Annotated in this window: 13 protein-coding genes, 1 tRNA gene and 1 pseudogene; 4 read left to right on the forward strand and 11 right to left on the reverse strand. The window is 50.2% G+C overall.

Annotated features, from left to right (window positions below; translation table 11 throughout):
• Positions 1–182 precede the first annotated feature (182 nt).
• The 5 genes from cbl to F3J38_RS26855 form a co-directional block, all read right to left on the reverse strand.
• Positions 183–1142, reverse strand: coding sequence for an HTH-type transcriptional regulator Cbl (cbl, locus tag F3J38_RS26835; RefSeq protein ID WP_045832269.1), 960 nt, complete (start codon positions 1140–1142; stop codon positions 183–185).
• Between the two features lie 186 nt (positions 1143–1328).
• A complete protein-coding gene (gene nac, locus F3J38_RS26840; protein ID WP_167144291.1) occupies positions 1329–2246 on the reverse strand; it encodes a nitrogen assimilation transcriptional regulator NAC in 918 nt (305 codons plus the stop codon).
• Positions 2247–2934: 688 nt separating this feature from the next.
• Positions 2935–3966 (reverse strand): ABC transporter permease, encoded by a 1032-nt coding sequence (locus F3J38_RS26845; protein WP_167144292.1) that lies wholly within the window; start codon positions 3964–3966, stop codon positions 2935–2937.
• A 14-nt stretch (positions 3967–3980) separates the two neighbouring features.
• A complete protein-coding gene (locus tag F3J38_RS26850; protein ID WP_167144293.1) occupies positions 3981–5465 on the reverse strand; it encodes a sugar ABC transporter ATP-binding protein in 1485 nt (494 codons plus the stop codon).
• Between the two features lie 32 nt (positions 5466–5497).
• A complete protein-coding gene (locus F3J38_RS26855; protein WP_167144294.1) occupies positions 5498–6421 on the reverse strand; it encodes a sugar ABC transporter substrate-binding protein in 924 nt (307 codons plus the stop codon).
• A gap of 507 nt (positions 6422–6928) precedes the next feature.
• Between F3J38_RS26855 and F3J38_RS26860 the strand changes: the two genes are divergently transcribed.
• Positions 6929–7004, forward strand: a tRNA-Asn gene (locus F3J38_RS26860).
• Positions 7005–7334: 330 nt separating this feature from the next.
• Positions 7335–7487 (forward strand): hypothetical protein, encoded by a 153-nt coding sequence (locus F3J38_RS26865; RefSeq protein ID WP_205298431.1) that lies wholly within the window; start codon positions 7335–7337, stop codon positions 7485–7487.
• An 11-nt stretch (positions 7488–7498) separates the two neighbouring features.
• On the opposite strand, the gene aroD is transcribed toward F3J38_RS26865, so the two are convergent.
• The 5 genes from aroD to F3J38_RS26890 form a co-directional block, all read right to left on the reverse strand.
• Positions 7499–8383 carry a type I 3-dehydroquinate dehydratase gene (gene aroD / locus F3J38_RS26870; RefSeq protein ID WP_167144295.1) on the reverse strand — a complete coding sequence of 295 codons (885 nt, stop codon included), beginning with the start codon at positions 8381–8383 and terminating at the stop codon, positions 7499–7501.
• Between the two features lie 139 nt (positions 8384–8522).
• Positions 8523–9968 (reverse strand): NosD domain-containing protein, encoded by a 1446-nt coding sequence (locus F3J38_RS26875; protein WP_369411048.1) that lies wholly within the window; start codon positions 9966–9968, stop codon positions 8523–8525.
• Positions 9969–10172: 204 nt separating this feature from the next.
• Positions 10173–10892, reverse strand: coding sequence for a DUF554 domain-containing protein (locus tag F3J38_RS26880; protein WP_167144297.1), 720 nt, complete (start codon positions 10890–10892; stop codon positions 10173–10175).
• On the reverse strand, positions 10889–11509 hold the full coding sequence (locus F3J38_RS26885) for a UbiX family flavin prenyltransferase (protein ID WP_167144299.1): 621 nt from the start codon (positions 11507–11509) through the stop codon (positions 10889–10891). Before F3J38_RS26885 ends, F3J38_RS26880 begins: the two co-directional genes overlap by 4 nt.
• A 9-nt stretch (positions 11510–11518) precedes the next feature.
• Positions 11519–13006 (reverse strand): UbiD family decarboxylase, encoded by a 1488-nt coding sequence (locus F3J38_RS26890; protein WP_167144301.1) that lies wholly within the window; start codon positions 13004–13006, stop codon positions 11519–11521.
• 212 nt (positions 13007–13218) lie between these two features.
• Between F3J38_RS26890 and F3J38_RS26895 the strand changes: the two genes are divergently transcribed.
• Together F3J38_RS26895 and F3J38_RS26900 are read left to right on the forward strand one after the other, a co-directional pair.
• Entirely contained in the window at positions 13219–14106 is an 888-nt protein-coding gene (locus F3J38_RS26895) for a LysR family transcriptional regulator (RefSeq protein ID WP_167144303.1), read from the forward strand.
• 135 nt (positions 14107–14241) lie between these two features.
• Positions 14242–15054 (forward strand): lysozyme inhibitor LprI family protein, encoded by an 813-nt coding sequence (locus F3J38_RS26900; protein WP_167144305.1) that lies wholly within the window; start codon positions 14242–14244, stop codon positions 15052–15054.
• Between the two features lie 5 nt (positions 15055–15059).
• Here F3J38_RS26900 and F3J38_RS28235 read toward each other — a convergent pair.
• Positions 15060–15406, reverse strand: a pseudogene (locus F3J38_RS28235) (2OG-Fe(II) oxygenase family protein); the annotation flags it as partial.
• Between the last annotated feature and the right edge of the window lie 107 nt (positions 15407–15513).

The raw sequence follows: 15513 nt of genomic DNA on the forward strand, positions 1-15513 counted from the left end.
ATAAATTCGAGGCGTTGCATGGTAACAGTCTCATTCCAGGGCATAGTGAGTCTCCTCTGCTATGCCATTTATAACTGTTACCCATGTGCCCGGTCTAAAGTGTTACCCATGTGCCCGGTTTGTACCTGAATGCGCCCCCTACGGGAAATGTAGAGTCACCGTTCGTGGTGACCTGTGGCTTATTAAATCTGGAAATCGATAGCGGGTTCAGACTCCGTTTCATAGGAGAGCGCCTGACGCTTAATCTCTTCCAGCGACAGATTGGCATTACACAGTTCCAGAAACTGCCAGACGTAATTGCGTTGCAGCTGGCCACGCTTCAATCCCAGCCACACGGTGTTGGCATCAAACAGATGATGAGTGTCGATTTTCACCAAATCTTCACCCTCATAGATGTCGCATGCCTGATCAGCCAGAATGCCGACGCCGAGACCCAGCTCAACATAGGTTTTCACTACATCCGAATCCTGCGCGCTGAGCACGATATCCGGTTTAAGGCCCGCTGCCTGGAACGCGCGGTCAACACGTGAGCGTCCCGTAATCCCCTGACGATAGGTGATCAATGGATGGCGACTCAAGCTAGCCAGCGTGATCGGCTGATGCTGTAACAGTTCATGGTCGTGCGGCACCAATAACGAGTGGTGCCAGCTAAACCAGGGAAAAGCAGCAAGACTGCTGTTGTTCACCAGTTGCTCGGAGGCAATACCAATATCAGCTTCACCCGCCAGCAGCATAGCCACAATTTCCTGCGGCGAACCCTGATTGAGTTCAAGACGAACATTAGGATAGAGCTGTCGGAATGCTTTGATCACACGCGGCAGACTATAGCGGGCCTGCGTATGCGTGGTGGCAATCGTCAGCACGCCGCTGGTTTCATTGGTAAACACATCCGCCAGGCGACGCACTTTGCCTGCTTCATCAAGAATGCGTTCAGCAATGGTCAACAGCGCCTTGCCCGGTTCTGTCATGCCCAACAGTCGCTTGCCGCGACGGATGAAAATTTCGACGCCGAGCTCATCTTCCAGATCGCGTATATGGCGGCTGACCCCGGATTGTGAGGTAAACAGCGTGTTCGCCACTTCTGTCAGGTTGAATTCGCAACGTGCTGCTTCACGTATAATTTTAAGTTGCTGGAAATTCACACCCTTTTCTCCTGTTCCCTGCCCTGTTTCGTCCATGTTATGAAGTTGGCGTCATTGCAGGAAATAATAAAAAACGGTGTGTTATGCGGAATAGTAATAAGGAGGCGGAGTTACGTCGACGTATGTGAAGAGGTTAAAGCTAGAAGCGTTTACCCCAGCCGTTGAAAGCTGGGGTATAGAAAGGGACTAACCGACCAGCATCAACTCGCGTTCTTCTGTCACCGGCTTATTCAGCAGTGACAGCAGGATGTTTTTCACTGCCTGCGCGGAAGGTGAGAGTGGCAGGCGCGCAGAGATATTCAGCGAGAGCGGCAGATTCAGCGATGGACTGTTAATACGAGCCATCCACGCGTGAGTTGAACTCACCAAGGCACGAGCCGCTGATTCCGGCAGAACGGTCACCCCCATACCGCTGGAAACCGCTGCGGTCAGGGTTGAAATTGACTCGATTTCACCGATGATTTTTGCGCTTAGACGGCGCAGAGAGAAAGCTTCATCTACACGTTTACGCACCGCGCTGTAATCACGCGGCAGGAACAGATTCATCTGCGCCACATCGGCGAGATCAACGGTAGCGCCCGGGCATGCGGTCGCACCGACCAGATACAATTCTTCTTTCATCAATGGAATGCTGTTAATGCCGGCTGTCGGAGCACGGTCATACAGCACCGCCATATCCAACTGACCGTTCATCACTTTTTCATTTAAAGACGTGCCGCTGTTCTCATGCAGATACACCAGCACATCAGGGAATTGTTCACGCACCGTTTGCAGCAGCGGCATCGTCAGCGAAGAAGCGGCGGTTCCCGGCGCCAGGCCAATCGATACCTGGCCATTCAATGCCTGACCCGCGTTGATGACGGCGGTTTGTGCTTGTTCACACTGGCGCAGAATAGTACGAGCATGAGCATAAAGAATTTTGCCCGCTTCGGTTGGTGTTACACCACGTTTGGTACGGATCAGCAACTGCTGGTCGAGTTCGTTTTCCAGCGTCGCAACCTGTTGGCTAAGCGCAGGCTGCGCGATGTGCAACACTTCTGCTGCCTGAGTCAGGCTGCCGATATCGACGATTTTAACAAAGTACTTCAGTCGTCTTAAATTCATATTGCCTCCGTCAATCCCCGAATAACCCGTTTGGGTGTTTCAGCCTGCTGGCTTGTGTTCATGAAGTTGCAATATGCAGGCCAAGTTTATTCGAAGCCTAAAAAAGCAGTGCCAGAATATTCCTAACGGCACGGAAAATAAGCCTTTCTGATTACCTCTTAAGAGTTAATAAGCTGAGCAGATGACGCAGGGTGATTAAAAACCAAGCATAATGCACCACCATGGTGCACAAATTGCGTAGCAGATGTGCAAAAAAGTGATGACCGAAAGCGTCGCAGTGGTGCATAACTCACAGAAAATGACCTAAAACGGTCAGAACGAAAGCAAACGCGGGGAAAGGAACAGGATCAACCAGTGGGAAAACTTATTGTGAGGACAGGCAGCTAAAATGAGACATGACTCAAGAAGCAAGGTTTTGATTCCAACACGCTCAAGGCTACATGTTCACTCATTCGCGCTGTAAAAACGGAAACGGCCGTTCAGCCTGGGGTATATAGATAACGGGTAGTGGTGAATGTAGCAGTGAATTGTTTTACAACCTACTCACTACTCACAAAAAAGCAGATACGCGAAATAATTCGCGCTGTAGCAAGGCGGCAAGCCCGTTTAGCCCTGGGAGCATAGATTACTATGTGACCAGGGTAAACGGGCGCAGCCAACGCAGCTACAGTGTGAAGTATGAAGCGTATCAGCGTTTTTTGCGGTTGCGGTGCATATCGATGGAAACTGCGGCGACGATGATTATGCCTTTAATGATGTCCTGCACGTAAGCATCGACGCCTACAAAGGTGAATCCGCTCTTAATCAGTCCCAGAATCACAGCACCAATCAAGGTACCCGTGATGCGACCGACACCACCCATCAGGCTGCTACCACCGATAACCGCGGCGGCAATGGCATCCAGCTCATACGCCACACCCATACTTGACTGGCCACTGCTGACGCGTGCTGCTAACACCACACCCGCCAAGCCAGACAGCGCACCTGCGATGGTATAAACGATAATCAAATACTTGTTAACGTTAATGCCTGACACCTTGGCTGAGGTCATGTTGCCGCCAATGGCGTAGACGTATTTGCCATAGCGGGTGTGCTTCAGGGCAATGTGGAACAGGAAAGCCACCACCAGGAAGATAATCACTGGCATCGCACCCTGGCCGATAGAGGTGAAACCATCAGACAAGAAGCTGATAGGGTTACCTTGGGTGTAATACTGTGCCAGACCACGCGCAGACACCATCATCCCCAGAGTGGCAATAAAAGGAGGGATGCCGGTTTTAGTAATCAGAAAACCGTTCATCAAACCACACAGCAGCCCCACACCAATACCGGCCACAATGGGAATCACGGCGGGCAAATTAACCAGTGAAGGATACATTGGCGTCAGACTATCGGACGTTTGTGCCAGACTCGCCGCGACTACCGCCGTCAGGGCAATAACGGAGCCGGATGATAAATCAATACCCGTAGTGATGATGACCTGTGTCACGCCCACCGCAATGATGCCGATAATCGCCACCTGTAAAACGATCAGCACTAAACGGTTGGTGTTGAGCAGGAAAGATTGGTCACGAACGTACCAGCCTGCAATTTCAAAGATCAAAGCAATGCCTAACATCACCACAAAGATGCCGGTATCTTTCGGCAACTTATGGCGCAGATTGCCAAAGAAGGATGTCGATTCCGCGGCCTGCGGGGCCGTAATTTTTACGTTACTCATAGATGTCTCGCGCCTCACTCGGATGCCAACGACAAAATGGTTTCCTGATTGGCCTCTTCTTTATCGAGGATGCCAGTTATACGCCCGCCGTGCATAACCATCACGCGGTCGCTCATGCCCAGAATTTCCGGCAGCTCCGACGAGACCATAATGATGGCCACGCCGCGGTTCGCCAGTTCGCTGATTAAGCGGTAAATCTCGGCTTTTGCCCCGACGTCAATACCGCGCGTCGGTTCATCGAGGATCAGAATTTTCGGTTGCGCCAGCAGCCAGCGCGCAATCAGCACCTTCTGCTGGTTACCGCCACTGAGGTTGTTGATGATCTGATCCATGGTCGGCGTTTTAATATTGAGTTTGCGGATCTGATCCATGCAGTCCTGCGCCATCTTCACGTGGCTAACGAAACCTGTTTTGCTCACATAATCCGGCATGTTAACGATGCTCATGTTCTCCAGCACCGACAACACCAGGAATAAGCCGGATTTTTTACGGTCCTCGGTCAGGAACGCCATGCCCTTCTCTATCGCTGTGGAAGGCGAATCAATTTTGACCGGCACGCCATCGATCAGCACTTCACCGCTGTCAAAACTTTCCATTCCGAATAAACTTTCCATCACTTCACTACGTCCCGCCCCCACCAGCCCGGCAACGCCCAGGATTTCCCCTTTGCGCACCGTAAAGTTGATATCGGTAAAACGGTCTTTGCAGGTCAGGTTGCGCACCGTCAGCACTTCTTCACCGATTTCACCATTGAATTTCGGGAACAGCTGCGTCAGTTCACGCCCCACCATCTGAGTAATCAGCGATTGACGAGTAAATTCGGAAGTGCTGTTGCTGCCCACCCAGGTCCCGTCACGGAAAATGCTGATCTCATCGGTGATGGTGAAAATTTCATCCATCTTGTGACTGATATAGATGATGGCTTTACCCTGCTCGCGCAGATCGCGGATGATGGTGAAAAGATGCGCCACTTCGGTTTCCGTCAGTGCCGAGGTCGGTTCGTCCATAATCACGATGTCGGAGTTCCATGATACCGCTTTGGCAATTTCCACCATCTGCTGAGCGGCGATACTCAGCTCGCCAACCATACGATCAGCTTTTAGACGGATATTAAGTTTGTTAAGTAATTCCTGCGTCTGCTTGTTCAGCAACGCGTGATCAACAAAGCCGTACTTCATCGGTTCGCGACCTAGCCAGATGTTCTCGGCCACGGTCATGTAAGGCACCAGATTCAGTTCTTGGTGTATCATCGAGATACCTGAACGCAGCGCATCCATGGTGTCCTGAAATTGCACCGGCTCCCCTTTAATGCGAATGGTGCCCTTATCGGGACGATACATCCCGATAAGGCATTTCATTAAAGTGGATTTGCCCGCGCCATTTTCACCCATCAGGGCATGTACCGACCCCGGTTTGATTCGCAGTGAGACATTGTCGAGTGCCTTCACTCCGGGGAAGAACTTGCTGATGCCTTCGGCTTCAAGCGCAAAAGCGGTCATACATCACCTCCGTACGGCTAAGTCGGGAACAATTACTTCTGGTTACGAGATTCGAACTGCGCCATGTTGTCTTTGGTGATCAACTGGTAAGGAATGTTAATCACCTTCTCCACTTTTTCGCCCTTCGCCAGTTTCACTGCGGTCTGAACCGCACCTTCACCCTGACCTTTAGCATCCTGGAATACAGTGGCCACCATTTTGCCGTTCTTCAGCATCTGCAACGCATCCGGTGTACCATCTACGCCCGCAATCAGGATGTGGTTTGGGTTTTTGCCCAGTGCCTGCAGCGCACCGATCGCCATTTCATCGTTGTTAGAAGCAATCGCCTGAATGTCATCGCCTGCGGTCATCCAGTTACTCACCACGTCCACTGCGTCATTACGGGTGAATTTTGCAGTCTGTTTCTGAACCACTTTCAGGCCCGGATATTTAGCCACTACCGCCTCAACACCTTTGGTACGGTCACGGGTGGATTCGTTAGCCAAGTCGCCCATCAGAATCGCGACGTTACCTTTACCGTTCATCGCTTTTGCCAGCGCTTCCATTTGTAGACGGCCCGCCAGCTCGGAGTCAGAACCGACGTAAGCCATTTTGTCGGTCAATTCACCTGCTGGTTTGCGGTTAACAAAAATCAGCGGCACACCGGCTTTAGAAGCCGCATCCATCAATGGTTTGACGGCGTTGGTATCCACTGGGTTAACGATAATCGCGTCAACGCCCTGACCGATGAAGTTCTGAATTTGTTGCAGCTGTTGGGAGACATCACCTTTCGCGTCTTCTACCTGCCCTTGCACACCATCTTTTGTCATCTCTTTCTGCATAGCCGTACGCAGAATGGTCAGGAAGTTGTCGTCAAACAGCGCCATTGAAACGCCCACCTGAAGGTCTTTTGCCATCACTGCGGCAGGTAACATGCAAGCTAACAGGGAAGTCACTAACGCTTTTTTGAATTTCATAGGTAACCCTTCTTATTTGTTAACAAGCTCAGGTTGGCTGATACGACGAATGAAAAATATTTTTTACATTCACTCAACGTCGCTGGCGTTATTTATCTGGTTGTAGAGGTAAGGCTTCTGGTCTAACGCTATCTGTACGGAAAAACTCCATATTTAAAACTATTTCTTATCAAGAAGTTATTTTCAAAATGATGTTTCAGATTTTGAATCTAGTTCCGCTCGTGATGATAAGCAGTTCATTTATTTCATCTGATCATCATTTGAAATTTTCATCATAAAAGCACTGAAATGATTGTTTTAAAATCGGCAAATAACAAAACTTTGACACGCCTCTAACATCTCAAAGGAATTGCGTTTAAAGTGAGATCTTGTTGGCAGTTTGAAATCTGAACATTTAAGGCAGAAAAACACCATTCCGCTGCTTTTACGTGCACTTAAACCAGAAGTGTGCGATCGGGCTTTGACAACGAGGATCGTCATCGCTAATATGCGCCTCGTTCACACGATTCCTCTGTAGTTCAGTCGGTAGAACGGCGGACTGTTAATCCGTATGTCACTGGTTCGAGTCCAGTCAGAGGAGCCAAATTCTCGTTTTTATGCTGCTTTGCGAATCCTTATATAGTTGAGATTCAATAGTTTAGTGTGAAAACTCTTCCCGATGCATTTTCATCCTATCCTTCGCATCGGGGAAATTTGGTGGTCAGAATTGGCGTCAAGTTGACTCGATGACGAAGTGACCCCCGAATATCTCTAAATGACTCAAAAATCCGCAAGCAAAAACCATCCAAAAAAACCTTCAAAGTTTTCGCTTCTCACAGTCTGTATTTTTTAGTTAATTCAGGCGGTTTAGGCCTTTGGTATCTCAAATAGCGCATCAATCAAAAAGAATCGCGCCTCGGCTTAAGGACCTATCGTGATGTATCTCTGGCCGAGAATGCAGTACATCAAAGAACCGGGGGCCTTCTTAAATAAAGAGATTAAAGATATCTGGGTAGCGGGTATGCAGGTCAAATTGAAGTTCTCAACAAAAACGCCTTCCACGTTAGCCGTGGAAGGCGTTTTTTAATCAGGCAGGAATTAATGACCGCTTAGCGCAACATCAATAGTTTTCAGTACCTGATGCAGCTGTGCAGCATCGACCTGGCCCGGCGCTGAAGCCGTACCCAACATACCGAAAGTCAGGTCGTCGCCAAACACTTCACCGGACAAACGGGAAATAGCACCCAATCCACCCATGGACATGGTCAGCAGCGGTTTGCGCGAATATTGATTACGAATCTGCGCAGTCGCATCGATCAGTTTCACCACATCGCCCGAATCATGCGGCATTACCGCGATTTTCAGGATATCGGCACCCATACTGTCTTGTTTACGCAGGCGGGATACGATCTCGCTGGTTGATGGCGTTTTGTGGAAGTCATGGCTGGACATCACCACTTTGATCCCTGCCTGGTGAGCCGCAGTCACCACCTGATGAATCACGGTCGGATCGCGGAACATTTCCACATCAAGAATATCGATGAAATGGTCTTTAATCAGCGCCAGATATAACTTGCCATAATCCTTATCGTTGATCGCTTTCGCGCCACCTTCAGACTGGGTACGGAACGTCAGGATTAGCGGTTTACCCTGGACATCTGCGGCAACCTGTTTACCCAGCGCGCCAACCTGGGCGGCGTCAGTGGCAAAATTTAGGTAATCAATACGATATTCAATCAAATCGCTATCCGGGTTGGCACCGATGGCTTTCGCCTGGGCCAAAACCTGGTCGGCTGTCGCCCCCGTGGTCGGAATAATGACTTTCGGCATGCCTTCGCCAATCGCAGTCTGGCGGATAACAATCGGCTCTGCGTGACTCACGCTAATTGCAGCGGCAGATAGGCTGGTGGCAGCGATGGCGTTACTCACGCCCATCAAGGCCAACAGCAAAGAAATCGCTAATACATTTTTACGCAAGTTCATGGTTTGTTCCTGTTTCGCTAATGACACACCTGACAGGATGAGAACGGCAGGGTTGCTGTCTCTTTCCGGTCGGACTATTTTTTTAATTTCAGGTGAATGCCGTCAGGTAATGCGATGTCGCAGCTTATCCAGGAAAGAGTTATTGCATTGGGGCTGGCTTACTTAATGGGGAGGTTGCACCGTCATTGGTGGTGGCTGTCGAGGTCACATTGGCAACCTGCAAATCAGCATTTACCCGAGTCTGATAGTGAATGGTCCCATTGCCTTGCGCATTAATTGCGACCATCTCATAACCGAGGAAATGCTCAGCTTCATCCATGGCAGTCTTGCTGTTGGAGAAGAACTCAATACGGTATTCCGTATTGGCTTCACCTTTGACATTACCGTCTACGGTCAGCGTGTTCTGATTACGGACGACACGGGTAATAGCCGGGGCATGCTGGTCTTTATTCGGTGTCGGTTCACAACCGGCAACGTTACCATCAATCGCGCAGATTTTTTCCAGTTTGCTGGTGTCATTGCTAATACCACCACCACGATTACCGATAAATGCCGCATGTTCCAGACCAGGCACATTAAATACAATCGCTCCGGCATAACCCGGTAGACAACTACCACCGGCAAAGCAACGTTTAATCTCTTTACCGTTGCCGACCATAATATTTTCAGTGATACGGTTTACGGCGGGGCCGGAGATACGGTTAATACCAAAGCTACCATTTTTACCCGGCTCACCCTGCGGACGAACAGAAACCGCGACGCGGTTACCGCTCATAATATTCCCCGCTACCACATTACCTGTACCACTTAAGGTTACCGCTGAAGAAAGATTGGTGAAGGTATTATCGGCAATATAGTTACGATTACCCCAGTTCAACTGTACCCCATCGGAATAATTTTCAAAGTGGTTGTGAATCACTTGGTTGCTATTACCCCATAACATTTCCAGACCCTGCGACGGTTCCTGATTATGTATGCTGTCCGTGGTGACAAAGTTATCCGCAATCAGATTGAATGAAGCGCCACGGGTGGCTTCCATTGCATCGCCGTTGTTAATAAAGGTATTGCGGATAATTTTATTACGCTCGGTAGTGGTTGCGGTGGAATTACCTTTGCCATCATCACCGGTCATCATAATACCGGCACCTCCGTGGTTACCGACAATACGGTTATCTTCGATGACGTTATTTTTGGCGCGATTGATCAGGATGCCGATACAGAAATTACGTACTTCAACCCCCCGCAAGGTGACATCATGGGTATCACGCAGGACCAGACCCGGCATAGTGGTGGTACGGACATTCGCGCCATATTGGCCGCTTACAGCCCCCGGACAGGATCGTGGATCGACTTCTTTAATGTAACCCGAACCGTCAATAGCCACATAGCTGCCATTTCTGAGAAAATCGCTGTTAATAATTTCTACTGGCCCTTTAATTTCCGGCAAAGGTTTAATAGGTTTAATAATCAGTGGCTGGTTATTAGTGGCATGTAATTCGATGCGATAATGACCAGGGTTTTGGTTATTTTTTTCCAATGCCCAACGCAGCGTACCATTGCTGCCATCGTCAACTGGAGAAGTCACCTGTAATACTTCCTGAACCTGTGTTGCGTTATCCGCTGCGTATGATGCCAATGGCAATAGCAAGGCTATTGCGCAAGTTATTTTATTTTTGATCATGATAAATTCCGATCTTGTTTAAGATACCGTAAAGTTAATCATCCATTTCCGGCCCCTGGATTTATAACATTTCCATCTCATCTATACTCTGTTACTTACATTCCTCCCTTAAAAGAAACTGGTCCATAGCGAAGAGATCGGCATGGCTAAAACCAGCGCAGGTAACATATTTGCCACCGGGAAGATTTTAATTCCGCAAATACGGAAGCCAGTCGCAAACATTAATACACCCCCGACCGCCGAGAAATCTGCCTGCATCGCTGGAGTGGTCAGCGGTAAAATAAATACCGCACCATAGGCCAGCAGTAGTTGAATAATTAACTGAGGCACCGCAACCACGGCTACAGCAAAACCCAAAGAGGTGGCAAAGATTGCGGCAGTGAACAGATCAAGGAACGATTTCGCAATCAGGACGCTGGTATCTCCGGTCATGCCTTCATGCATTGAACCGAATATCCCGGTGCCGCTGGCGCAAAACAGCACGATAATCGCCACATAACTTTGCAGAAATTGTTCCTGCGACTCCTGATCCTGCGCACCTGAACTGACAAACATCTCCACCAGCCCACGAGCCTTGCTGCCCAGCTTGCCAATGCCTTTCTCGAGATAACACATCTCACCGAGCAGTGCGCCTAGGATCACTGATAGCACCATCACCGGCATATGACTGACTTTCACCACCAGCACAATCCCCATACACATGGAGGCAGCGCCGAAGATCAACGGCATGGAGGTTCTGATACGCTCGGGCAAGCGTGAACTGAGCAACGCACCGACGATGCCGCCAATCAATACCGCAGAGCCATTAATATAGGGTCCAATTATCACGATTGATTACTCCTGGTCATTAAAGTCACGTCTTCTCCCCAACGCGGCAGATCGGCGCAATCCAGATCCATCAGCCCCAGAGCGCGTGCAACGCTATGTGCAATAATCTCTTCCACACTTTGCGGCTTGGCATACAGTGCAGGCACCGGAGGAAAAACAATCGCGCCGGATTCGGTCGCCTGTTGCATATTGCGAATATGACCCAGATGGAGCGGGGTTTCCCGCACCATCAGGACCAGCCTGCGCCGCTCTTTTAATACCACATCAGCAGCACGCGTCAGCAGATTGTCGGTCAGGCCGTTGGCGATAGCCGCCAGGGTGTGCATCGAACAGGGTGCCACCAACATGCCGAGAGTACGGAATGAACCGCTGGCGATCGCCGCCCCTACAGCACGGATGGGATAAACCACATCGGCCAACTCCGCCACATCCTCTGCGCTGAGGTTGGTTTCATGTTCACGATTAAGGTGCCCTGCGGGAGAGATCACCAGATGGCTCTCCACATCCAACTGACGTAAATAGCGCAATGCCTGAACGCCATAACAAAAACCTGAGGCACCGCTAATGCCCACAATCACCCGAGGTTTACCACTGTTGCGAATTACAGCCCCTGACATGCTGCCTCCTTATTTTTTGTTAAAACCTGGGATAAAACGATTCACATCCACTTCGAGAAACTCACTGCGGTGGAAATTTGCTTTCAGGTGATAAGGCACGGTGCAGTCAAAAATCGCTTTGCAGGCAATACCGTGGTCACGCACTGACGGGCTGTAATCTGGATCGGATGACGGATCGAGCGGATGGCAGCGCACGCCAGGAATCGTCACGGTATCAATATCGGCCTGATAGCGAGTGGTCATCGCCCACATCACGTCATTGATATCGAATACATCGACGTCTTCATCCACCAGCATCACATGTTTCAGCTCGGAGAAGGCGGCGAAGGCCAGCAGTGCCGCCTGACGCTGACGTCCTTCATCAACCGGAGTACGTTTTTTCACCTGTAATACCGCCAGATACTTACCGGTGCCCGGACTTGGGCAGTGTACAGTCTGTACAAAGCCAGGTAGCGCACGTTCCACCATTTGCATAATGCTGGCTTCGGTCGGGATACCGGCCATGTTGGTATGTTCATCGCTTGGACCGATACAGGTTTGCAGAATCGGTGAACGCCGATGGGTGATGGCTTTCACTTTAATCACCGGAACCGCGGCCTGGGCTGCGCCGGTATAACCTGGGAATTCAGGCATGGCTTTACCGGAGTTGGTGTTCTGGTCTTCTCGCACACGCACGCCTGGCAGCAGTTCACCTTCAATCACCACTTCGGCATTAGCGATACCCAGCGCTTTTACGGTCAGACATTCGGTTAATTCAACCGCCTGGTTGCGCAGGCTACCGGCGATGGACAGCTCATCAAAGCCCAGCGGTGTTGTTGGCGGCTCAAAACAGGCACCAATCTCGATCGCGGGATCGACACCGATGCTGATAGAAATCGGCAGCGGTTTACCAGCGGCTTCCGCTTTCTGACGGAAGGTATCCAGATGGCGACCCGGCACGAAATACATGGAAATTTCGTCTTTGCTCTGTACGCACAGACGGTGGATGGTGACATCGTGCTCGCCGGTTTCAGGATCAGCGGCATAACACATACCCAAGGTGAAATACGGACCGGCATCTTCCGGGGTATTGGTCGGTGCAGGCAGAATTTTCAGAATATCAAAATCCGGGTCGCTAGCCAGATGAACCACTTCCTGGCAGGCTGCCTTTTCACGCGGGATAACAATCGGTGCGATCGGGTTAGCGACGGAATCTTTCAACATAAATGCAAGGTTTTCCGGGGTGGTGCCAAACAGGCGCGCCACACGTTTACGTGATGAAAGCAGGCCGATAAGCACACGCATATCGTTGTAGCCTTCGATTTTGTTGAAAATCATCGCCGGACCGATTTGCGTTGGACGTTTCACTGTACCGTGAGCGCCAACATAGCGGTAAACGCCGGATAATTCCGCGATAGGGTTTACGGGTTCATCGGTATAGATCAATTCATCATCGTACTGGCTTAATACTTCCAGTGCGGAACGCAAATCAGTGACTTTCGTTTGCTTAACAGACATATCAATGTCCCTCTTAATCGTGGTAATCGGTGATGCAGCAGCGCAGACAAACGCAGGCACACCTTGAGTAAAAAAGCAGGCAATTCAGTGACATAAAATCTGAACATCCCGTCATTGCCCTCACAGTTTTAGAGGATCAGTGATAAGAGTCCAATAATAATACCGGTGGTTTTGATAAGGAGTTATTATCAGTAAAAATCAGGAGAGAACCGATGGATTACCGGCATTTACACGCATTCGTGGTACTGGCAGAGGAGCTACATTTCGGCAAGGCAGCACTGCGCCTGAATATCGCTCAACCGGCGTTAAGTCAATACATTAAGGCACTGGAAAAGGAGTTGGAATTCGCACTATTCACCCGTGACAGGCGGCATGTGGCGCTGACCTTCGAAGGCGAACAGTTGGTGGAGGATGCACGCATTGCGTCAAGCCATTACGTGAAGTTTCGCGATAATGCCCGCAGCTTACGCCTCGGTTATCGTGGGCAGATCAAGCTCGGTTATGTTGGGTCTTCCATCCTCGACCCGGCGCTGACGCTGTTAATTAACGGTTACCGCAAGCGTAAACCAGGCATTGATATCATGATTGAAGAACGCAATGTTCACGAACAACTTACACTTTTGTTAACTAATCAAATAGATGTCGCCCTGGTTCGCTCGCCTGTGCCACGATATGATCAGCTGGAATATCTCGATCTTGCCACCCGTCCGCTGATTGCGGTTCTACCACGCAGCCATGCGCTGGCCTGCCAACCGCGCATTGCGCTCTCACAACTCGCTACTGAACCGTTCATGATGCAGGAAGATCCACCTGGCGTCGGGCTTGGCTGGTCGGCACTGAACGCGTGTCAGTTGGCAGGATTTGTGCCGCAGAAAATCCAGCCGACCCATGATGTCTCGGTAGCAATAGGTTTAGTTTCGATGGGGATGGGCGTCACGCTGGTGCCTGAAACCCAGCGTTCGGTGATGATACCGGACGTCAGCTACTGCTTTTTACAGGATCAGTACGCCACCTCCACGCTAACCATGAGCTGGCAGCGGGAGGTAAAAAACAAGGCGTTACACGACTTTATCCAGTTTGCCAAGGAGCTGACACAGTAGTCAGACGCTAAGCAATTGTTGCGGCGACAAGCTTGTACCGCCCTACAGCACCCGCGGGTTGCGCGCAAACCTGAATTAAAGTTCGCCACTCTGCCGCCGATATCACGTAAGGAATCCATCAATCAGGGAATAACGATGTCCCTCCAACGCAATATCCTGGCTTCCATGATGTTACTCGGCGCAATCTCTCCGGCTATGGCCGCTTCTTTTGACTGCGCCCGCGCCAGCACTGCACAGGAAAAACTTATTTGCCAGAATCCGCAGCTCTCGGCATTGGATGAAGCCTTAGCCGCTGCTTATCGCAAAAAAATGTCTGGTCTTACCGGCCCCGATGCAGCGCAGTTAAAACAATCACAACGCGAATGGCTGAAACAATTACACAACCATGGCATCCAAGTGGGCCAATTACAGGCGGACTACCAGCAACGTATCGCGGCACTCATCGGTGCAGCTACTGCGCCTGTGGTTGAAAACAAAGCACCGGTCGCGCATACGCCAACCGCAGCAGTGACGTCTGTACCGGAGCAGCCGATCACCACGACTTATTATATCTATTATCAAGGCTCCACCACGCCGGAACCCTATACCCCACTTCGCCGCACCAATGTTACCCATGTGATGCCACCCGATGCGGTCATTATCCGCACTGGCACTTATAAATGCGGCTTCAATAATATCCCGGACCCGGCCAACGGTACCGCCTACACTCTGGTTGCTCTTCAGGTCGGAACAGATAGTATCAATATGCTTAATCAACATTTTCAGTTGATGCAGACTCAGCATCAGCCTAAAGACCCTAAGCGCAATGTTCCCTCGTATATGAGGAAGGAGTTTCGCTCTGCCGATAACCAGACCATTATTACGCAGCAATTCGATGAGTTTCATCTGATATTTACTGGCGAAATTAAGGGCATAAAGGTCAAGAAAGCATGCGAGTTTGACCACTAGAGAGTAGGCTCATACAGGAGCAAGGTGACGGAAAGATCGGTACACACCCAGCTCGCCGCTCCGTCAACATGAAAATCGTAGGTTTCCCCTTCTCAAAGCGATTCAACAGCGAGGTGGAAATCGTGCGCGGAAGTGCTGCGGAAAAGAACATCGGGTTGTTGTTCAGTGCCTGCAATACCGCCGCATGCAAACGATCGTACAGGCAGTACGGGTATCGATTTGCTGGTTGTCTTCTACCATGGCCCCTAATTAACAACCGTTAGCCGGCCATCGACCCACTCGCCCTGCTGCAGCAGGGTACTAAAACTGGCGACATCTTCCGGTGTCAGGTCGGCGAAATGTGAAACATCATCGCAGTATTCTTTCTGAAAAAATGATGCACAACGGCCCATATTAAACGCTTAGAAATGCACGTTGGCGGCCAATAGCTTACCCGAATGATAACGGTCACCACTCCAT

The sequence above is a fragment of the Candidatus Pantoea formicae genome (assembly GCF_011752625.1).
In the GTDB taxonomy this organism is placed as follows: Bacteria; Pseudomonadota; Gammaproteobacteria; order Enterobacterales; family Enterobacteriaceae; genus Pantoea; species Pantoea formicae.